Below are 18,621 nucleotides of genomic sequence, written 5' to 3'. Positions count from 1 at the left end.
CCCGATACGACTTTGATGGCCGCCGCGGCGGGCCCCTGGCGGGGTCGCCCGGCGGCCATTCCTGTTTTAAGGTCAAGATCTTCGGAGTGAAGGAGCGCCCATGCGCCGCGTCGTCGTCACCGGCCTCGGTCTGCTCACCCCCCTCGGCTGGGGCGTCGAGCATAACTGGAAAGGCATCGTCGAGGGCCGGTCGGGGATCGGCCCGATCACCAATTTCGACGCCGAAGGCTGGGGCTGCACCATCGCCGGCGAGATTCCCTCGGTCGACGGGCGCGGCGGCGGCGCCCCGGGCCGGCCCGGGGTGTTCGACCACGAGAAGGTCATGTCGCCCAAGGACCGCAAGCGGGTCGACGACTTCATCGTCTACGCCATCGCCGCCGCCGACGAGGCCCTCGCCGACGCCGATTGGAAGCCCGAATCCGACGAGGACCGGGAACGCACCGGCGTCATGGTCGGCTCCGGCATCGGCGGCCTCGGCCCCATCGCCGACACCGCCATCATCCTCAGGGAGCAGGGCCCGCGCCGGGTCAGCCCCTTCTTCATCCCCTCGGCCCTGATCAATCTGACCTCGGGCCAGATCTCCATCCGCCACGGCCTCAAGGGCCCGAACCACTCGGTCGTCACCGCCTGCGCCACCGGGGCCCACGCCATCGGCGACGCCGCCCGGATGATCGCCATGGACGACGCCGACGTCATGGTCGCGGGCGGGGCCGAAAGCTCCATCGTGCCGATCGGCATCGCCGGCTTCCTGGCCTGCAAGGCCCTGTGCACCGCCTTCAACGACGCCCCGGAGAAGGCCAGCCGGCCCTACGATCGCGAACACGCCGGCTTCGTCATGGGCGAGGGGGCCGGCATCATGGTGCTCGAGGAGTACGAGCACGCCCGGGCCCGGGGCGCGAAAATCTACGCCGAGGTGGTCGGCTACGGCATGAGCGGCGACGCCTGGCACATCACCGCCCCGTCCGAGGACGGCGAGGGCGGCCTGCGGGCCATGAAGGCGGCGCTGAAGCGGGCCGGGATGCAGCCGTCCGAGCTCGACTACGTCAACGCCCACGGCACCTCGACCATGGCCGACTGGATCGAGCTGCGCGCCATCGAGCGGCTGGTCGGCGACCACGCGAAGAACCTCGCCGTCTCCTCGACCAAGTCGATGACCGGCCATCTGCTCGGCGCCGCCGGGGCCATCGAATCGATCTTCACCGTGCTGGCCATCCGCGACCAGATCGCCCCGCCGACCATCAACCTCGACCATCCCGGGGAAGACACCCCGATCGATCTCGTCCCGCACAAGGGCAAGCCGATGAGGATCGACGTGGCCATGTCCAACTCGTTCGGCTTCGGCGGCACCAACGCCAGCCTCGTCTTCAGGAAGCTCGGCTGATGTCCGGACGCTCCCGGGGGGCGGGCGCTCCGAAATCCCGTCCGCCCAGATCAGGTCAGGCCACGGCCCTGCTGGCCGCCTCGGCCACCTTCAGCCTGTTCCTGATCGCCGCCATCGTCGCCGCCTGGAGCGTCTTCTACGCGCCCGGACCGGCCGCCCGCGGCGGCGCGGACGCCACCATCGTCACCCTGCCCAGCGGGGCCGGGGTCGGCGCCATCGCCGCCAATCTGAAGGCCGCCGGGGTGATCCGCTCGACCGACATGTTCAAGGCCGCCGCCACCCTGACCGGCGCCGACCGCAGGCTGCGCGCCGGCGAATACGAGGTGCCGTCGGGGGCCTCGCTGCGCGCCGTCCTGGTCCTGCTGGTCGAGGGCCGGGTGGTCCGCCACTATGTCACCCTGCCCGAGGGCTGGTCGTCGGCCCAGGCCGTCGACATCCTGATGCGCCAGCCGCTGCTGACCGGCGAAATCCCCGACATCCCGGAGGAGGGCTCGCTATGGCCCGACACCTATGAGATCGGCCGCGGCGACACCCGCGCCTCGGTCATCGCCCGCATGACCACGGCCCAGGCCGACAACCTCGCCCGGCTGTGGGCGGCCCGCTCGCCCCGCACCGTGGTGAAATCGCCGGAGGAGGCCGTCATCCTCGCCTCGATCGTCGAGAAGGAGACCGCCGTGGCCTCGGAACGGCCGCGCGTCGCCGCCGTCTTCTCCAACCGCCTGCGCCTCGGCATGCGGCTGGAGAGCGATCCGACCATCGTCTACGGCCTCACCCGGGGCCGCCCGCTCGGCCGCGGCATCCGCCGCTCCGAGCTCGAGCGCGCCACCGCCTGGAACACCTACCAGATCGACGGCCTGCCGCCGACGCCGATCGCCAACCCCGGCCGCGAGGCGCTGGCCGCCGTGCTCGACCCGCCGCCGTCAGACGAGCTGTATTTCGTCGCCGACGGCTCGGGCGGCCACGCCTTCGCCCGCACCTTCGAGGCCCACCTGGTCAATGTCGCCCGCTGGCGCGAGATCGAGCGGCGCAAGGCCGGCCTGCCCGCCGGCGTCGGGCCGACCGTCCCCGACGCCGGTCCCGACGCCGCCCCGTCCGGCGTCGCGGCGCCCGCCGGGGCCCAGGTGATCCGCCTGCCCCCGGCCGCCCCGGCCCGATGAGCGCCGGCGCCGACAGGGTCGCGGCGGCCCCCGCCGGCGGGAAACCCGCGGTCGTCAGGCGGGAATTGCGGCCGGAGGCGAACACCCCGCGGCCGAAATCGGCTACGACCGTCCTCTCCGGTCCCGGCCTCGCGCCGAAGGCCGTCCTCGAGCAGCTGCGGGAACAGGTCCAGAATGTCGAATGAACGCACGCCCCGCCGCGGCGTCCTGCTGATCGTCGCCAGCCCGTCCGGGGCCGGCAAGACCAGCCTGTGCCGTCGCCTGATGGCCGATCACGGCGGCCTCGATCTGTCCATCTCCATGACCACCCGCGCCATCCGCCCCGGCGAGGTCGCCGACCGCGACTATCATTTCGTCGACGACGCCGAATTCCAGCGCATGGTCGAGGCCGACGCCTTCCTCGAATGGGCCGACGTCCACGGCAGCCGCTACGGCAGCCCCCGCGCCCCGATCGACCGCGCCCTCGCCGAGGGCCGCGACGTGCTGTTCGACATCGACTGGCAGGGGGCCCGCGACATCGCCCGCAAATGTCCGGAGGACGCCGTCCGCGTCTTCATCCTGCCGCCCAGCCTCGAGGAGCTGCGCCGCCGCCTCGTCACCCGCTCCCAGGACGCCGAGGCGGTCATCGACCGCCGCATCGCCAACGCCAAGGGCGAGATCGAGCACTGCGGCGAGTTCGACTACGTCTTCGTCAACGACGACTTCGACCGCTCCTACGCCGAACTGGCCCACATCTACCACGCCGAGCGCAGCAAGCGTTTCCGCAACATCTGGGTCGACGGGTACAAGGATGCGTTGCTGAACGAGAAGGTGTGAGGAGGGGGTGTGGGGTGTGGGGTATGGGGTATGGGGTATGGGGTATGGGGTATGGGGTATGGGGTGTGAGGTCTGCCACGTCCCCCACCCCCCACCCCCCACCCCCCACACCCCACACCCTCACAACACCCTCACCTTCGGCCCCATCCCCGCCCCATCCACCAGCAGGTCCGTCACCGCCCAGACCAGCGCGTCGGCCCGGTCCGGCGAGCCGCCGCCGTCCAGCCCCAGCCCCATCAGCTCCTCCTCCAGCGCCTCCAGCCCCGGCCCATGCTTCACCCGGCCCTGTTCATACAGCGCCGCCACCGGCTCGGCCCGCGCCCGCTTGCCCGTCCGCGCCTGCACCCGCCTGACCGGACAGGTCACCCCCGCCGTCTTCAGCACCGCCTCGACCATCTCCCCGCCCTGGTTGGCCTCGGCCACCACCCGCGCGGCGCCGAACGACTCCGCCGCCCGCGCCACCGCCCCGGCCCAGCCCTGCGGCGACCGCCCGCGCACGGTCCGGTCGGCCAGCACCCAGGCCATCCCCCGCGCCCGGCCCACGACCACGATCCCGCACGCATCCCCCTGCGCCGAACACGGCGGATCGACCGCCGCCACCACGCGCTCAAACGCCTCCGGCGTAGTCTCCGACCGCGCCGCCCGCATCATCTCCAGGGTGAACAGCGCCCCGTCGCCCTCGACGACCCGTCCATCCAGCTCCTGCGCCGCCAGCCGCGTCCCGCCGTACAGCCCCTCCAGCCCCTCGAGGAAGGCCGGGGCCAGGTTGGCGGCGTTGACCCGCGTCGGCAGGTCGCTCCGCGCCAGCCCCGGCTCCTTCAGCAGCCGCCGCAGCGCCGCCGCCGGCTTCGGCGTGGTGGTCAGCACCAGCCGGGGCCGCGTTCCCAGCCTCAGCCCCATCCTGAGCAGCGCCAGCGTCGCCTCCGGCCTCCGCCAGGCGCACCATTCGTCGGCCCAGGCCGCCCCGAACTGCGGCCCGCGCAAACTCTCCGGATCCTCGGCCGAGAACACCATCCCCACCGACCCGTTCGGCCACACCAGCCGCCGCCGGCTCGCCTCCCACCGCGGCATGCCGCCAATCCTGTAGCGGGGCAGGGCGCGCAGCCCCGACGGCCCCTCGATCATCACCTCGCGCGCATCGTGCAGGCTCTGCCCGACCAGGGCGATCCGCGCCCCCGCCCGCGCCCGGTCGGCCACCCATTCGGCCCCCGCCCTTGTCTTGCCCCCGCCGCGCCCGCCCAGCACCAGCCAGGTCCGCCAGTCCCCCTTCGGCGCCTTCTGCCCCTCGTGCCTCGCCAGCCTCCAGTCGGCCCCGAACAGCCGCTTCTCCGCCGGCGACAGCGCCGCGATCCGGGCGGCGCGGCTCATTCAAATCCTCCCCTCCTGGGGGAGGGGGACCGCCCGAAGGGTGGTGGAGGGGGCCTTTCCCAGGCGCCGTCGTCGCCGAAGACCCCCTCCACCGCTTCGCGGTCCCCCTCCCCCAGGAGGGGAGGATCAAGCCCCAGCACCTTCCGCCGCACCGCCTCATACGCCGCCTCGTCCGGCTCGCCCGGGTCCGCGCTCGCGTCGCCGTCCAGCCGCGCCGCCGCCCGCGCCATCACGTCCGCCACCCGCGCCGCCTCGGCCGCCGCCGCCATCCGCCCCCGGCGCATCAGCCGCACCGCCTCGTCCAGCGCCGCCCGCGCCGCGGCCCGGGGGTCCAGCGCCTCCGGCCCGTCCGCTCCCGCCGGTCCGGCCAGCGCCGCGACCCCGGCCTCCCTGTCCGCCCGCGCCGCCGCCACGATCCCGGCCGACTTCGCCTCGGCCAGCGACCGCTTGGTCCAGCCCTCGCGGGTGATGCGCGAGCGGATGGCGTATTCGGTCGGCCCCAGCGCCTCGCCGATCTGCCGCGCGCTCTCGCCCGCCAGATACCGCTCCCGCACCAGCGCCCACACGTCGTCGCCGTGATAGCGGTAGGGGTTCCGGGTCTTCCTGGTTTTCGCCGTCTCATCCATCCGCCCAGTATCGCCCCGCCACTTCCTCCGGCGCGTTCAGGACGCTGACGCAGAGGAAAAGCGACAGGAGATCAAGGACTTGACCCGAGAAAATGTGAGGGCGGGCGGCGGATCGCCAGCAGTTATCGCGGATATATCGGGTGTCGCGGATGTCGTGGGGCGCGGTGTCGAGGATGTATTGGGGGGGAATGTATTGGGTCGGGAGGGTCCCCGGCCCACCCGCCTCCGGGGGTCAGGCTCGACTCCGGCTCGTGAAGCGCCCTACGCCGCAGTTTCCATGACTCGCGGAAGAGACCACGAACCTCGACGCGCTTCGATCCCGTCGTGTCCGTTGTGGACCCGTTGTGTCCGTTGTGATGAACCTCTCCTCGCCGCACCACACCGGCCAAGCGGCTTTAACTCAGCGGCCCAATGGACCTCACCCCCGCTTGCGCCGCATCATCGCCGCCCCGCCGTCGCCCGGCCCCTCCGGCGGCGCCTGCCCGGCTACGGCCCGCGCCAGCCGCAGGAAGCCGGCCAGATCGATGACCTCGGCCCGGTCCTCGGGACTCAGCCCCGCCGCCTCGCACAGCGCCGCCCCGCCCAGCGGCTTCAAACTCGAGCGCAGCATCTTCCTCCGCTGCCCGAAGGCCGCCGCCGTGACCCGCTCCAGCCGCTTCAGCGTCTCCGCGTCCGGCCGGTCCGCGCGCGGGACCAGATGAACCACCGCGCTCGCAACCTTGGGCGGCGGGGTGAAGGCGGCGGCGGGCAGGTGCATGACCAGCCGCGCCTCCGTCACCGCCTGGGCGATCACCGCCAGCCGGCCGTAGGCCTCGTCCCCGGGGGCGGCGACGATGCGCTCGGCCACCTCCTTCTGGAACATCAGGGTCAGGGCGTGCGGCGTCCACGGCCCGGTCAGCCATTTGATCAGCAGGGCGGTGCCGACATTGTAGGGCAGGTTGGAGACCACGTGGGCGGGTCCTTCGACCATCTCGGCCTCGCGGACCTTGAGCGCGTCGGCCTCGACCACGACCAGCCGGCCGGATCCGTCGTCCAGCCCGGCCAGCAGCGGCAGGAAGCGCGGATCCTTCTCGACCAGCACCACCTGGCCGGCGTCGCTCTCCAGCAGGGCCCGCGTCAGCCCGCCCGGCCCCGGCCCCACCTCGATCACCGCCCGCCCCTCGAACGGCCCCGCCAGCCGGACGATCTTGCGCGTCACATTCAGGTCGAGCAGGAAATGCTGGCCGAAACTCTTCCTGGCCAGCAGGCCGTGGGCGTCGAGGGTTTGGCGCAGGGAGGGGAGGTCGGCGGGGGTCACCGGGCTTCATACGCAATCCTCCCCCCCAGGGGGAGGGGGACCATCCGAAGGATGGTGGAGGGGGGCTGACCTCCCCACAACCGGCGGGACCCTATTCCTCCGAAGGATGGTGGAGGGGGCCTCGTCCAATCCGCTCTTTCAGCCCGGTGAGCACCCCATCCAGATTCCCCAGCACCGCCCGCGCGGGAATCCGATGCACTGAGATCCCCCGCTGCTCCAACCAGCGGGTGCGTTTCCGGTCCAGCAGCATCCTGTCCGGATCATCATGGCCTGCGCCGTCGATCTCCACGGCCAGCCGGGCGGCATGGCAATAGAAGTCGAGGATCCACGGGCCCTCCGGGTGCTGGCGTCTGAAACGGGCGCCGAGCTTGTCCCGCCGCACGGCTTTCCAGAGAAGGACTTCGGGCAGGGACATCCTGCGGCGTAGCTCCCTGGCGCGTGCGATGGTCAGGTCGGGTGCGTCCATTCGAACAACCTATAGACGCACGACGGGTTCGCAAGTCGCCTCAACCGGAGATGGGACCAAGTCCCCCTCCACCATCCTGCGGATGGTCCCCCTCCCCCTGCGGGGGAGGATCACCCCGCCCGAGCCGCCGCCATCTCCCCCGCCAGCCGCACCGCCGCGATCAGGCTGTCCGCCCGGGCCGCGCCCGTGCCGGCGATGTCGAACCCGGTCCCGTGGTCCGGCGAGGTGCGCACCACCGGCAGGCCCAGGGTCGCATTGACCCCGCCCCAGAAGTCCAGCGTCTTGACCGGGATCAGCGCCTGGTCGTGGTACAGGCACAGCACCGCGTCATAGCCGGTCCGCGCCGCGTCGTGGAACAGGGTGTCGGCCGGCCGGGGGTCGGTGACGTCGATGCCCTCCTGGCGCAGCGCCGCCGCCGCCGGGGCCAGCACCTCGATCTCCTCCAGCCCCAGCGCCCCGCCCTCGCCGGCGTGGGGGTTCAGCGCCGCCAGCGCCAGCCGCGGCCGGGCGACGCCGAAATCGCGCCGCAGGGCCTCGTGCACGACCCGGGCGGTGCGGGTCACCCGCTCGGCGGTGACCAGTTCGGGGACCTCGGCCAGCGGCGCATGGATGGTCACCAGGCAGGCGCGCAGGTCCTTCGCGGTCAGCATCATCACCGGCCCGCGCGTCCCGGCGAAGGGGGCGTCGGCGGTCAGTTCGGCGAGGAATTCGGTGTGGCCCGGAAAGCGGAAGCCGGCGGCGTACAGGGGCGCCTTGGCGATCGGGGCGGTGACCAGGCCCGCGACCTCCCCGGCCAGGGCCAGGCTGACGGCCTGTTCGATCCAGTCGGCCACGGCGCCCGCATTGGCCGGCTCGGGCCGCCCCGCCGTCACCGGGGCGGGCAGGGGGGAGTCGAGCACCGGCACGGCGCGGCCGAACACGGCGGCGGCTTCGGCGGCGGCGGCGATCGGCTGGACGGGGACCCCCTGGGCGCGCATCAGGCCGGCGTCGCCGACCACGGCGAAGGGCTGGGCCCCATCGTTCAGGGCGCGCCAGGCGGCGGCGATGATCTCGGGTCCCACGCCCGCCGGCTCGCCCATGGTCAGGGCCAGCGGCGGGGCCGGGCTCACTGCCTGAACTCGATCAGGGCGTCCTCGCGCAGGTCGCGCATGTAGCGGCGGCCGAGGGTGGCGAGGTTCTGGCGGAACAGCTGGTTCTCGACGGCGCGGGGGTCCGGGGCCTCGACCCCGCCGACGCGCCGGCCGCAGACGGCGACCAGGTGCAGGCCGAGCGGGGTGCGGATCGGCGTGCTGACCTCACCGACCGGGGCCGAGCGGGCCACCGGCTGGAACTGCGGGGCCAGGCTCTGCACGTCGGCCTCGCCGAGGTCGGCGCCGAGCAGCCCCTGCTCCGACGTGGCCCGCTGCAGCATGGTGTCGCAGGTCAGCTGCGGCCGCAGGGCCTCCAGCCTCTGGCTGGCCGCCGCCACCTCCGCCTCGCTCGCCGTCTCCGGCAGCTCGATCATGACCTGCTTCAGCTGCGCCAGGCTCGCCGCCGCCCCGTCCCGCTTGTCCCGCATATAGATGATATACACGCCCCCCTCGACCGGAATCGGTCGTGAAAGCTGGCCAACTTCTAGTTGATCCATCGCGGCCTGCAGAACCGGGTTGACGGAGCCGGCGACAATCCAGCCGGCGTCGCCGCCGCGGGCTGCGGAAGGCGCGGCTGAGAATTGCTGCGCAACATTCTGGAAGGGCGCACCCTGGACCATCTGCTGGACCAGCTGGGCAGCCCCGTTCATCGCCGCCTGCTGACCGCCGACGCGGGCGGCCTCGATGTAGATTTCGCCGATCAGATACTGCTTCTTGGAGGCGGCCTCGGAGATTTGGCGCAGGGCGGCGTCGACCGCGCCCCTGCTGACCCGGGCGCGGCTCTGGAAGCGCCCGCCGACCAGGCGCTGCCAACCGATCTGGGTGCGGAGTTGTTCACGCAGGGTCTGGCGGCGAATGCCGCCAGCCTCAAGGAAGGCCAGATAGGCTTCGGGCGTCACCCCCACCTCTTGGGCCATGGCGGCGATTTCCTCGCCGACCTCTGCATCGGTGACCTTGAGCTCCTCGTAGTTCGCCAGCTCCTGAATCTGCAGGCGTTCGTCGATCAATGCGTTCAGGGCTTCCTGCTGGATGGCGGGGATGTTCTCGGGCGTGGGCTGGACCTGGGTCATGGCGATCAGCAGCAGCATGCGTTGGCGCAGGTCGAAGCCGGTGATGACGCTGTCATTGACGGTGGCCAGGACGCCGTCGGCCATCTGGAACTGCGGCGCGGTGGCTGGCGCGGCGGGCGGGACCTGCCCAGTCGCCGGGTTCAGCGTGCCCGCCGCTGCCGCCGGCTCCTGCGGCGCGGTCTGGGCCACGGCCGTCCCGGCCAGGAGGGCGGCGATCGCCACGCCCGTCAAGTAACGCTGAAAACGCATGTCAGTCCTGGTTCCTCAAACGGCGCCGCCGGTGCTGCCCGGTTCCCGGCCACCGGCGCGCAACCGAAATCGCACGCCGGATGGCGCCCGTCGCCCCGTCAATATCCTGTACCGCCGAAAGTGGCGAGGGTTAGGCGCACATAGGGGCCTTCCGACGGCCCGGAGGGCCTCACGCTGGTGTTATCCCGCCGCCAGCCCAACTCGAACCGGAAGCAGTCGTCATCGAACAGCAGGCCGACTTCAGACCGCACCAGATATCCCGGGTCCGGCTGCCCGGGACGCGGGGTCCGTTCCAGATCGGCGATCCCGGAGAACGTCAGGCCCCAATTCCCGTACAGGAATTGCTGCCCCGCCAGCTGCAGGAATTCGTAGTTGCGGTTGTTCGGTCCGGGCCGCGGATTGGACTGGTCGAGAATGTAGCTGGCCGTCGCCAGGTTCCGCCGGCCCCAGCGACCATCGACGGCGATTTCAGCCCGCCGGACATCGCCGCTCGAGTCGATTGTCGCATGACCCCAGCCGCGGATGCGGTCGGACGGCGAGAAATCACCCTCGACCACCCAGTCGGACGTATCGGAGGCCAGGCCGGACGGATCATACAAGTCGGCGGGTGGGTCTGGCACGGGAACCAGAAAGGCCGGCTCCGGGTCCGACCGGAAGCTGCGGCCGATGAACAGGCTGGCCTGCCGGCCGTCCTCCCAACGCAGCGTCGTGCGGGCCCCCGTCGTGAGGCGCAGCCCCTCCTCGTGGAGATCGTAGCCGGGGAACCGGTCGATCCGGAACAGCGAAGTCTCGTCGAGCTCGATGGTCTCGCTGTCTTCGTTCGGAATGCGGGGATCGAGGTCCGCCTCGGTCGAGGCCGACAGCTGGGCCCTCGGCTCGAGAATCATCTCGGAGGCCCCGAATCGCCGGATCAGCGGATAGCTGACATCGAGCCCGGCGGTGGCGCGTCCGCGGCCGATCTCGTCATCCTGCGGCCCCGTCACCGACGGCAGGTCGGAGATCGAGTAGAAATCCGCCCGCAGATCGACGAACGGTTCCCAGCGCACACCCATCGGCGAGATCATGGTCCGGCGCCAGTCGGCCTGACCCGAGACGCGGCGGCTGTCCACCCCGGCCAGGCCCGGGGCCGGCCCCGGGGCGGCGACGCCGGGTCGCAGCACCGGGCTGCCGACGTAGTCTTCGCGGGCCAGCGACACCGCCGACCCGCGCAGTCGCAGCCGGCCTCCCAGCACCGGGCCGTCGGGTTCCCAGCGCGCCTCGATCAGCGGCGCGACGATGGGCAGGGCGCCGTCCCGTTCGAATTCATTGAGCGCCGGCGTGACCGGATCGAAACGGACGACGCGGAGGCTCTGCAGGGCGAAGGCCGCGACCGAGACATAGGAGCGGTCGGTCTGGTGCTCGGCGTAGACTTGGCTGATCAGCCGGCGCTGGTCGCCGTAGTAGAGGCCGTTGTCCTGATACGGATCGCGAACGTCGTAGCGGTCGAACAGGGTCTTGTCCGACGTGCGCTCCGCCGTGAAGCCCCAGCGCCACGGACCCTCCGGATCGAACCGCCCATGTCCGAGAAAGAAGCTGCGGCTGGTGCGGTCGCCGAATTTGACGTTGCTTTCGGCGTCGCCGTCGCCGTCGAGGTCGAAGTCGCCGAATTTGCGTTCGTAGGTGTAGCCGCCGCGAAGCACGACGGTTCCGTCGCCGAACCGGCGCCGCCATTGCAGGTTGAGCAGCGGCGCGACCCGGCTGTTGATCTGCGGACTGATCAGCCAGTCCTCCGAGGGTGACACGACCTTCAGATAGGGAATCTCGAGGCTGAGACCGCGGCCCTCGTCATAGCTCGGGATGGGCACGAGAAAGCCCGAGGCGCGCTCGACGGTCGGATCGGGATGGGCGAAATACGGCAGGTAGAAGACCGGCACGCCCCCGACGCGGAACACGGCGTTGCGGTAGAGCACCGCCCGCAGGCCCTCGTCCTGGACCACCTTCTCCGCCTGGATGGCGATGCTGGGCTCCCGATGATTGCCTTCGGCGTCACAGATCGGGCAGGGCGTGAACAGGGCGTAGTTCAGCTCGTTGACGTTCTCGCTGCGACGCACGGCGGTGGCGGCCATCAGGCTGGCCCCGTTGCGGAAGCGGGTGGCGAAATCGACGGCGACGCCGGCCCTCAGGTCCGAGTCGAGCTCGAGGTGGCTGGCGAAGACAACGTTGCCATCTGGATCGACGAATTCGACGCGGTCGTCGGCCGTCGCGACGCCGGCGTTGAGGTCGTAGGTCAGCCGACCGGCGCGCAGGGTCGTGTTGCGGAAACGGGCCAGCACCCGCTCGGTATCGCCGGCGGCCGAGATGATGTCGCCCTCGCGCGAGGTCCGGTCAGCCTCGAGGTAGACGGCGTCCGCGGGCAAGCCGTCGGGGCCGCGCTGGATTTCGCGATCGGCAGCCGGGGTTTGCCGGGCCTGGGCCGCGCCGCTCCACGACACCAGGGCCACGGCGGCGGCGCCGGCCAGCAGCCGGAGGCGCAGGGCTCCTGTTTCGGCGCGGCGATCACGCGGCATGCGGCTCACTCGAGGGACGGCGAAGGACGACGGGCGGGGGCTTCGCTTAGCCGTCTTCGGTATAGAACAGCAAGGTGAAGGCGGCGAGCGCCGTCAGCAAGGGCGGCAGCCACGCGGCCAGCCACGGCGGGATGACCTCGGCCGAGCCGAAGGCCGAGGCGGCCTGGTTGACGAAAAAGAAGCCGAAGCCGAGCACGACGGCCGCCAGGCTCATGCGCGCCAGATCCCCCAGCCGCATCAGGCGCAGCGAGAAGGCTGCGGCGAGAATCGACATGGCCGCGAACATCAGCGGGGTGGCGAGCAGCTGCTGCAGCCGCAGCCGGTACGCCGTGCTGGAAAACCCGGCCGCCTCGACCCGGGCGATCTGGCCCGGAAGCGACCAGAACGATGTCGACTGAGGTCGGGCGAAACGCTCGAAGGCCTCGTCGTCGGCGAGGCTGGAAAGCAGGTCCAGGGTCTCGTATCGCACGGCGCGTTGGCCGATCTGGGCCCCTACCGCGTCGACCAGCCGCCAGCGTCCCGCGCTCAGCGAGGCCGACTGCGCGTCGATACGTTCCCGGAAGGTGCGGTGGCCGTCGCCGTCGGTGGCGTAGATGAAGAAGGTCACGCCCAGCAGCCGCGCATTGGCGCGATCCTGCCGTTCGGCGCGGATGACCATCTGCCGGGTGTCGTCGCCCTCGCGGATCCACACGGCCTCCGACGGCGTCGTCGCGCCCGACAGGCGGGTCCGCTCGCGCTGGAACAATCCGTCGGCCGAGGCCGCCAGCGGGCCGAGCGCGGCGACCGTGACGACGCCGAACAGGAAGGCCGCGCCGGCGGCCGGCAGCACGAACCGCCAGGCCGACAGTCCGGCCGCCCGCATGGCGATCAGCTCGCTGCGGCGGTTCAGGCTGACGAAGGCCGCCAGCGTGCCGAACAGGAAGACGAACGGCATCAGTTGGAGAATGACCTGGGGCGACTTCAACAGCATCAGGCCGAGGATGCGCATCCCCGAAAGGTCCACGTCCGAGCCGAGCCCGCGGGAGATTTCGACGAAATCGATCAGCATGATCAGGGCGGCGATCACGCCGAGGGCGACGGCGAGGGAGCGCGCCTGCTGAACCAGCACATAGCGCTCGATCCGGCCCAGCCGGAGCCGCGACGGCGCGCTCAAGCCAGCCTCGCCTTCAGCCGCTCGAGCGCCGGCCAGACGCGCCGCCGTCGCGGCTTCAGGGCCCGGAACAGCAGGCGCAGGGAGACCGCCGTCGCCGCGAGGGGCAACAGATACTGGAAGACGTTGAGCCAGCCGTTCCAGGCGCTCGCGGCCACGATCCCGTAGCCGACGATGCGGATGATCAGGAAGGCGGCGGCGACGCGGGCGATGCGCAGGCTGTAGCCGGTGCGGCTGAACTGGCCGCCGAGGATCGCCGACAGCGCCATGGCCATGGCCAGCAGGGCGTACAACGGGGCCGACAGCCGGGAATGGGCCTCGGCGCGCAGCTCGCCGGCGGAGCCGACCCGCTCCAGATCGCCGGGCGACGGGTCGAGCAGCTGGGTCAGATAGAGATCCGCCGGCTTGTAGCGGATCGTGTCCGTCACCTCGGAATAGCGTCCGAGCGGCACGTCCTGGCGTCCGAACGACAGGTGTTCGAGCACGCCGCGGCGGGAGTAGCGCTGCCAGGACCCGTCGATCAGGGTCAGGATCGGCTCGCCGTCGATGCGCGAGAACCGGGCCTCGGCCGCGTCCCAGGTCGTCACCCGGTCGTTCTCGGCCTGGTAGATGAAGATGTTCTTCAGCAGGCCGTTCTGCTCAATCTGCTGAACATAGACGGTGAGGCCGTCGGGCCCTTCCACGAACCGGCCCTCCTCGACCAGCAGGGCGGCCATGTCCGTGCGGACCGTGAAGGCCTCGGCCCGGGCCCGCCGCTGCGCCCAGGGCTGCAGCACGGTGGTGACGACGAGGGTCAGCAGGGCCGCGATCACGGCGATGCGGACGGCCGGGCGAATCGCCGACCAGCGGGTCACCCCCGACGCGAAAACAGCGGTCAATTCCTGCTCGCGCTGAAGCCGGGTCAGCGCGACCAGGGCCCCGACGAACAGGCCGATGGGCACGATCACCGCCAGAAGCTGGGGAACCGCCAGCAGGGTCAGCTTGACCATGACCCAGACGCTCTGGCCACGTTCGACGATAACCTCGAGTTGATCGAGGCTCTGGCTGAGGATGCCGATTCCGGCCAGCGCGGCGCACGCTCCGACGACAGGTCGGGCGATCTGTCGGAAAAGATAACCTTGAATCAGCGTCATAAACGGAGGAAATCGCCCGTTGCAGGCGGCGGCTGGAACGCCTCTAATACACACATCCCCGCGCATCGGCGACAGGCGCCGAACGCGACCCCTGTAAGCATGCCCGGGACGCCGGTCCCGGCCGGAGTAGCCTATGAAGATCGAGTTCGTCGCGTCGACCCGCGAAGCCGAGGTGCTGGCCGTCCTGGTCCACGAGGGCCGCACTTTCCAGGGACGGGGCGCCGAGCACGACGCGGCGACGTCAGGCGCCCTGGCCCGGGCCATGGGCGCCGGCCGCTTCACGGGCGGGTCGAACAGCACCCTGGTCGTCCCGGCGCCCGTCGGGATCGACGCCGGCACCGTGGTCCTGACCGGCGCGGGCGAGACGGACAGGTTCGACGACCTGGCCCTGGAGACCGCCGCCGGCGCCGCCTACCAGGCGGTCAAGCTTTCCGGCGCGGCTTCGCTGACCATCGACGCCCGCGACCTGTCCGCCGACCAGGCCGCCCGGGCCGCCTTCGCCGCCCGCCTCGCCGCCTACCGGTTCCTGAAATACCGCACCACGCTGAAGCCGGAGAAGACGCCGTCCATCGAGACGATCAAGGTCGCCGCCGCCGACGTAAAGGCCGCCAAGGCCGCCTACGAGCGGCTGGCCCCGGTGGCGGACGCCGTCGAGTTCTCGCGCGATCTGGTCAGCGAGCCGGCCAATGTCCTCTATCCGGAAGAGTTCGCCCGGCGGGTGAAGGGGCTCGAGAAACTGGGCCTCGAAGTCGAGATCCTCGGCGAGAAGGAGCTCGAAAAGCTCGGCTTCCGCACCCTGCTCGCGGTCGGCCAGGGCAGCGTCCGCGAGAGCCAGGTGGCCATCCTCAAATGGAACGGCGGCCGGAAGGGCGACCAGCCGATCGCCTTCGTCGGCAAGGGCGTCTGTTTCGACACCGGCGGCATCTCCATCAAGCCGGCCGACGGCATGGAGGAGATGAAGTGGGACATGGGCGGCGCCGCCGCCGTGGCCGGACTGATGCACGCGCTGGCGGGCCGCAAGGCCCGGGTCAACGCCGTCGGCGTTCTGGGCCTGGTCGAGAACATGCCCGACGGCGCGGCTCAGCGCCCCGGCGACGTGGTCATGTCGCTGTCCGGCCAGTCGGTCGAGGTGCTCAACACCGACGCCGAGGGCCGCCTCGTTCTGGCCGACTGCCTCTGGTACGCCCAGGCGCGGTTCAAGCCGAAATTCATGCTCGACCTGGCCACGCTGACCGGGGCCATGATCGTGGCCCTCGGCCTCGAATACGCCGGGGTGTTCTCGAACTCGGACGAGCTGGCCAACAACTTCCTCGCCGCCGCGCCCAAGGTCGGCGAAAACGCCTGGCGCATGCCGATCCCGGACGCCTACGAGCGCCACATCGACAGTCCGATCGCCGACGTGAAGAACACCGGCAACGGCCGGGCCGGCGGCTCGATCACCGCCGCCCTGTTCCTGCAGCGCTTCACCAACGGCGTGCCGTGGGCGCACATCGACATCGCCCCCACCGCCTGGATCAAGGAGAGCAAGAATCCGACCGTGCCGGACGGGGCCGTCGGCTGGGGGGTCCGCACCCTCGATCGGATGGTGGCGGACAGCTACGAGGCCTGACGATTTCGACCAGTCCCGGGCGGGCTTCCGGCCCGCCGGGACGACGATTTCGATCCGTTCGACCCGGGACATGCGCGACAATCCTTCGCGACAACCGGGACAATCCGTCGCTATATGCGAGACAATCCCGCGACATCGACCCGGGACATCCGTTACATCCGTCACATCGGCGATCCCGGCGGACGGATCAGCCGCAGCGAAGGCGGACGACGACCTGGCGCCCGGGGTCGATCTCGATGTCGAGGCGCTCGGGGCGCAGGTCCTGGGTGACCGGCTGGCCGGTCTCGAACACCCGCCAGACCGCTCCCGGCGGCGGCGACGGCAGGTCGGCGCGGGCGCGGCCGATCCAGTCCTGGCGTGCGGCGGCGCCGCAGGAGTCGGCCGGGGTCGGCCTGGCCGCCGCGCCGTTCCCGGACGGGGGACCGGCCGGCGCCGCCGCCGGTCCCCCGTCCATCCGGGCCCCGTCCATCCGGGCCCCGTCCATCCGGGCCCCGTCCATCCGGGCCCCGTCCATCCGGGCCCCGTCCGCCGGAACCGCATCCGCCGGGGCCGGCGACGACTCCCGTTCGGCGCAGCCCGCCAGAATCAGCGCCCCGGCCATGGGCGTCAGCGTCCTCAACCGCATTTGATTTCGCGGATCACGCCGCTGGACGCCTGATAAAGGACGTTCATGCGGCGCGGATTGTAATCCATGGTCACGGGGCAGGTGGTGCAGGTGACGCGCCAGACCTCCCCGGCCGGCCGGGGCGGCAGCTCCGACCGGTGGCGGCCGATGAAATCCAGGTACTGGTCGGCCCGGCACGGGGACAGGTCGGCTTCCGGCGCCGGGGCGGCGGCCGGGACGGGGGCGCAGGCCGCGGCCAGGAGGCCGACAGCGGCAAGGCCGGTGAAGCGGACGGTCATGGGCGTCTCCCCTGGCTTCAGCCGCACCGGACCTGCTCGATGATCTCCGTCTGTTCGTTGAAGAAGATGTTCAGACGGTGGGGCGAATAGTCCTCGGTCACCGGGCAGGTGGTGCAGGTGACCCGGCGATTGACGACATCGACCGGAACGGGGATGTCGGTCTTCGGTTTCCCGACCAGCCACTGCAGCTCGCCGGCCCCGCACATGTCGGTGGTGGGACTGACGGCGCGGACCCCGACCGGCTGGGTCATCTGCGCCGCCTCCACGGCCCGGGGCGCGGACGCGTCCGAGGCCGGCGTTTCGCAGCCGGCCAGCGCCAGCACGGCGATCAGGCCGCCTTTTCCCAGCGCCCCTCGGGAGACTGTCTCCAGTAGGCCAGGTTCGCGCCCGCGGCCTTCAGCGTCTTCCAGCGCGCCCGGGCCGAGGCCAGGGCCGCCTCGTCCCTGCCGTCGAAGATGATGAAACATCGATCGAACCCTTTCGTATCGCCAAGCTCTGCGTCGTCCAGGATGAACAGCGCCTGAGCGCCGTTCGGGTTCTCGCCGCCCCGCGTCAGCACGATCGGCTGGCGCGCCGCCTCGGGCCCGGAGTCGCCGCCGTGGGCGAGGAAGCTGTCGTCCCGGTAGGTCCACAGCCGCTCGTCGATGTCCTCGAGCAGCCGTTCGTCGGCGGCGCGGACCAGCGCCCGCCAGCCCCGTTCGCGGGTCTTCTCCAGCAGGCCGGGCAGCACCTGGTCCAGCCTCGAGCGCTCCAGATGGTAGAACCAGATTTCCGGCTTCGGGGTCATGCTGATCACCTTCCCCCCTTGCGGGGGAAGGTGGCTCGCGGAGCGAGACGGATGGGGGGTGTGTTCCCCGGTCTTGGCGGCATGGGCGCGGATCTCATCGAGGACGGTGTTCAGCTTTACAAGAATCGTCTCGTTCGGGAAGCGCAGGATGACGAAGCCTTGGGAGCGAAGCCAGTCGTCCCGCGCCTGATCCTCGGTCTCTCGCAGTACGTGGACGCCGCCGTCGGCTTCGAGCACGAGCTTGAGCGAAGGGCAGCAGCAGTCGGCGACATACGGACCGATGGGCATCTGACGGCGGAAGCGCAGGTTGTCGGTCTGTCGGTCACGGACGAGCGCCCACAGCGCCTTTTCGGCGGTGGTCGGGGTTTTGCGCTGGCGACGCGCAGAGGCGTAGGCGCGGTCGTGGTGGACGGCCATGGGTGGAGCTTAGCCGGGAGCGGCCGGTGCTCACACCCCCCATCCGACCCGCTCCGCGGGCCACCTTCCCCCGCAAGGGGGGAAGGAACGGCGCACCGGTCAGCCCACCTCCGCCAGAGCTTCCTCGGCCTGCATCCAGGCGGCTTCCGCCGCGTCGAGGTCGGCCTGGGTTTTGGTCCGGGCGCGGGTCAGGCCCTCGAGGGCCCTGGGGTTGCCGATCGAGGCGTTGGCGATGTCGTCGTCGAGGCGGGCCAGTTCGGTGGTCAGGGCGAGGACGCGCTCCTCGGCCTTCCGTACGGCGTAGCGCAGGGTCGAGGGCGACGGGCCGGACTTCTTCTTGTTGGCCCTATCGCTCGCGCCGCGGGCGCCCGCTGCCTGAGGGGCGTTTCCGGCGGCTTCTTCCTTGATCTGGCTCGGCCGCACCGCCGCCTGTTTGGCGCGGTCGAGGACGAAGCGGGCATAGTCGTCCATGTCGCCGTCCCAGGGCTTGACCGTGCCGTCGGCGGCCAGCCACAG

The 18,621-nt window shown here is 71.3% G+C and carries 17 protein-coding genes and 2 pseudogenes; 4 read left to right on the top strand and 15 right to left on the bottom strand.

Annotation, left to right across the window (positions count from 1 at the left end; all coding sequences use genetic code 11):
- Window positions 1–100 precede the first annotated feature (100 nt).
- The 3 genes from fabF (at window position 101) to gmk (ending at window position 3,354) form a co-directional block, all read left to right on the top strand.
- The gene (gene fabF / locus Q0588_RS14325; protein WP_298747501.1) at window positions 101–1,381 is read left to right on the top strand and encodes a beta-ketoacyl-ACP synthase II; all 1,281 of its coding nucleotides are present in this window, start codon (window positions 101–103) and stop codon (window positions 1,379–1,381) included.
- Window positions 1,381–2,538 (top strand): endolytic transglycosylase MltG, encoded by a 1,158-nt coding sequence (gene mltG / locus Q0588_RS14320; protein WP_298747498.1) that lies wholly within the window; start codon window positions 1,381–1,383, stop codon window positions 2,536–2,538. The genes fabF and mltG overlap by 1 nt, the downstream gene beginning before the upstream one ends.
- A gap of 174 nt (window positions 2,539–2,712) precedes the next feature.
- Window positions 2,713–3,354: a guanylate kinase gene (gmk, locus tag Q0588_RS14310; protein ID WP_298747495.1), complete on the top strand. Its 642-nt coding sequence runs from the start codon at window positions 2,713–2,715 to the stop codon at window positions 3,352–3,354.
- A gap of 120 nt (window positions 3,355–3,474) precedes the next feature.
- Here gmk and Q0588_RS14305 read toward each other — a convergent pair whose 3' ends face one another.
- The 9 genes from Q0588_RS14305 to Q0588_RS14265 form a co-directional block, all read right to left on the bottom strand.
- On the bottom strand, window positions 3,475–4,722 hold the full coding sequence (locus Q0588_RS14305; protein WP_298747493.1) for a terminase family protein: 1,248 nt from the start codon (window positions 4,720–4,722) through the stop codon (window positions 3,475–3,477).
- Window positions 4,719–5,348 (bottom strand): hypothetical protein, encoded by a 630-nt coding sequence (locus Q0588_RS14300; protein WP_298747490.1) that lies wholly within the window; start codon window positions 5,346–5,348, stop codon window positions 4,719–4,721. The genes Q0588_RS14305 and Q0588_RS14300 overlap by 4 nt, the downstream gene beginning before the upstream one ends.
- 418 nt (window positions 5,349–5,766) lie before the next feature.
- Window positions 5,767–6,645, bottom strand: coding sequence for a 16S rRNA (adenine(1518)-N(6)/adenine(1519)-N(6))-dimethyltransferase RsmA (rsmA, locus tag Q0588_RS14295; protein WP_298747487.1), 879 nt, complete (start codon window positions 6,643–6,645; stop codon window positions 5,767–5,769).
- 91 nt (window positions 6,646–6,736) lie between these two features.
- Window positions 6,737–7,111 carry an endonuclease domain-containing protein gene (locus Q0588_RS14290; RefSeq protein ID WP_298747485.1) on the bottom strand — a complete coding sequence of 125 codons (375 nt, stop codon included), beginning with the start codon at window positions 7,109–7,111 and terminating at the stop codon, window positions 6,737–6,739.
- A gap of 110 nt (window positions 7,112–7,221) precedes the next feature.
- The gene (gene pdxA, locus Q0588_RS14285) at window positions 7,222–8,220 is read right to left on the bottom strand and encodes a 4-hydroxythreonine-4-phosphate dehydrogenase PdxA (RefSeq protein ID WP_298747483.1); all 999 of its coding nucleotides are present in this window, start codon (window positions 8,218–8,220) and stop codon (window positions 7,222–7,224) included.
- The gene (locus tag Q0588_RS14280) at window positions 8,217–9,560 is read right to left on the bottom strand and encodes a peptidylprolyl isomerase (RefSeq protein ID WP_298747480.1); all 1,344 of its coding nucleotides are present in this window, start codon (window positions 9,558–9,560) and stop codon (window positions 8,217–8,219) included. Before Q0588_RS14280 ends, pdxA begins: the two co-directional genes overlap by 4 nt.
- A gap of 98 nt (window positions 9,561–9,658) precedes the next feature.
- Complete coding sequence (gene lptD, locus Q0588_RS14275; RefSeq protein ID WP_298747476.1) at window positions 9,659–12,106, bottom strand: LPS assembly protein LptD; 2,448 nt, start codon at window positions 12,104–12,106, stop codon at window positions 9,659–9,661.
- Between the two features lie 46 nt (window positions 12,107–12,152).
- The gene (lptG, locus tag Q0588_RS14270; protein ID WP_298747474.1) at window positions 12,153–13,259 is read right to left on the bottom strand and encodes an LPS export ABC transporter permease LptG; all 1,107 of its coding nucleotides are present in this window, start codon (window positions 13,257–13,259) and stop codon (window positions 12,153–12,155) included.
- Window positions 13,256–14,389, bottom strand: coding sequence for an LptF/LptG family permease (locus Q0588_RS14265; RefSeq protein WP_298747471.1), 1,134 nt, complete (start codon window positions 14,387–14,389; stop codon window positions 13,256–13,258). The genes lptG and Q0588_RS14265 overlap by 4 nt, the downstream gene beginning before the upstream one ends.
- Window positions 14,390–14,522: 133 nt before the next feature.
- Between Q0588_RS14265 and Q0588_RS14260 the strand changes: the two genes are divergently transcribed.
- Window positions 14,523–15,998, top strand: coding sequence for a leucyl aminopeptidase (locus tag Q0588_RS14260; protein ID WP_298747469.1), 1,476 nt, complete (start codon window positions 14,523–14,525; stop codon window positions 15,996–15,998).
- A 187-nt stretch (window positions 15,999–16,185) separates the two neighbouring features.
- Here the strand turns inward: Q0588_RS14260 and Q0588_RS14255 are convergent, their stop codons facing one another.
- The 6 genes and pseudogenes from Q0588_RS14255 to Q0588_RS14230 form a co-directional block, all read right to left on the bottom strand.
- Window positions 16,186–16,599: a hypothetical protein gene (locus tag Q0588_RS14255; protein WP_298747467.1), complete on the bottom strand. Its 414-nt coding sequence runs from the start codon at window positions 16,597–16,599 to the stop codon at window positions 16,186–16,188.
- Between the two features lie 14 nt (window positions 16,600–16,613).
- Window positions 16,614–16,901, bottom strand: coding sequence for a hemolysin (locus Q0588_RS14250; RefSeq protein WP_298747465.1), 288 nt, complete (start codon window positions 16,899–16,901; stop codon window positions 16,614–16,616).
- A gap of 17 nt (window positions 16,902–16,918) precedes the next feature.
- Window positions 16,919–17,224, bottom strand: a complete 306-nt coding sequence (locus Q0588_RS14245; RefSeq protein ID WP_298747463.1) for an I78 family peptidase inhibitor — start codon at window positions 17,222–17,224, stop codon at window positions 16,919–16,921.
- Between the two features lie 5 nt (window positions 17,225–17,229).
- Window positions 17,230–17,688 (bottom strand): DNA polymerase III subunit chi, encoded by a 459-nt coding sequence (locus Q0588_RS14240; RefSeq protein ID WP_298747679.1) that lies wholly within the window; start codon window positions 17,686–17,688, stop codon window positions 17,230–17,232.
- Window positions 17,689–17,784: 96 nt separating this feature from the next.
- Window positions 17,785–18,105, bottom strand: a pseudogene (locus tag Q0588_RS14235) (DUF559 domain-containing protein); the annotation flags it as partial.
- Between the two features lie 99 nt (window positions 18,106–18,204).
- A pseudogene (locus tag Q0588_RS14230) lies at window positions 18,205–18,621 on the bottom strand (ABC transporter ATP-binding protein); the annotation flags it as partial.

Source organism: uncultured Brevundimonas sp. (assembly GCF_937870815.1).
In the GTDB taxonomy this organism is placed as follows: Bacteria; Pseudomonadota; Alphaproteobacteria; order Caulobacterales; family Caulobacteraceae; genus Brevundimonas.
This window is presented reverse-complemented; position numbering and strand designations above follow the sequence as displayed.

Excerpts from the sequence above, each read along its gene's own strand:
- Q0588_RS14290 (WP_298747485.1), bottom strand. The coding sequence starts at position 7,111 with ATGGACGCACCCGACCTGACCATCGCACGCGCCAGGGAGCTACGCCGC.
- Q0588_RS14300 (WP_298747490.1), bottom strand. The coding sequence starts at position 5,348 with ATGGATGAGACGGCGAAAACCAGGAAGACCCGGAACCCCTACCGCTAT.
- fabF (WP_298747501.1), top strand. The coding sequence starts at position 101 with ATGCGCCGCGTCGTCGTCACCGGCCTCGGTCTGCTCACCCCCCTCGGC.
- Q0588_RS14265 (WP_298747471.1), bottom strand. The coding sequence starts at position 14,389 with ATGACGCTGATTCAAGGTTATCTTTTCCGACAGATCGCCCGACCTGTC.
- mltG (WP_298747498.1), top strand. The coding sequence starts at position 1,381 with ATGTCCGGACGCTCCCGGGGGGCGGGCGCTCCGAAATCCCGTCCGCCC.
- Q0588_RS14305 (WP_298747493.1), bottom strand. The coding sequence starts at position 4,722 with ATGAGCCGCGCCGCCCGGATCGCGGCGCTGTCGCCGGCGGAGAAGCGG.
- gmk (WP_298747495.1), top strand. The coding sequence starts at position 2,713 with ATGTCGAATGAACGCACGCCCCGCCGCGGCGTCCTGCTGATCGTCGCC.
- Q0588_RS14260 (WP_298747469.1), top strand. The coding sequence starts at position 14,523 with ATGAAGATCGAGTTCGTCGCGTCGACCCGCGAAGCCGAGGTGCTGGCC.
- Q0588_RS14250 (WP_298747465.1), bottom strand. The coding sequence starts at position 16,901 with ATGACCGTCCGCTTCACCGGCCTTGCCGCTGTCGGCCTCCTGGCCGCG.
- Q0588_RS14255 (WP_298747467.1), bottom strand. The coding sequence starts at position 16,599 with ATGGCCGGGGCGCTGATTCTGGCGGGCTGCGCCGAACGGGAGTCGTCG.
- lptD (WP_298747476.1), bottom strand. The coding sequence starts at position 12,106 with ATGCCGCGTGATCGCCGCGCCGAAACAGGAGCCCTGCGCCTCCGGCTG.
- Q0588_RS14280 (WP_298747480.1), bottom strand. The coding sequence starts at position 9,560 with ATGCGTTTTCAGCGTTACTTGACGGGCGTGGCGATCGCCGCCCTCCTG.
- Q0588_RS14240 (WP_298747679.1), bottom strand. The coding sequence starts at position 17,688 with ATGACCCCGAAGCCGGAAATCTGGTTCTACCATCTGGAGCGCTCGAGG.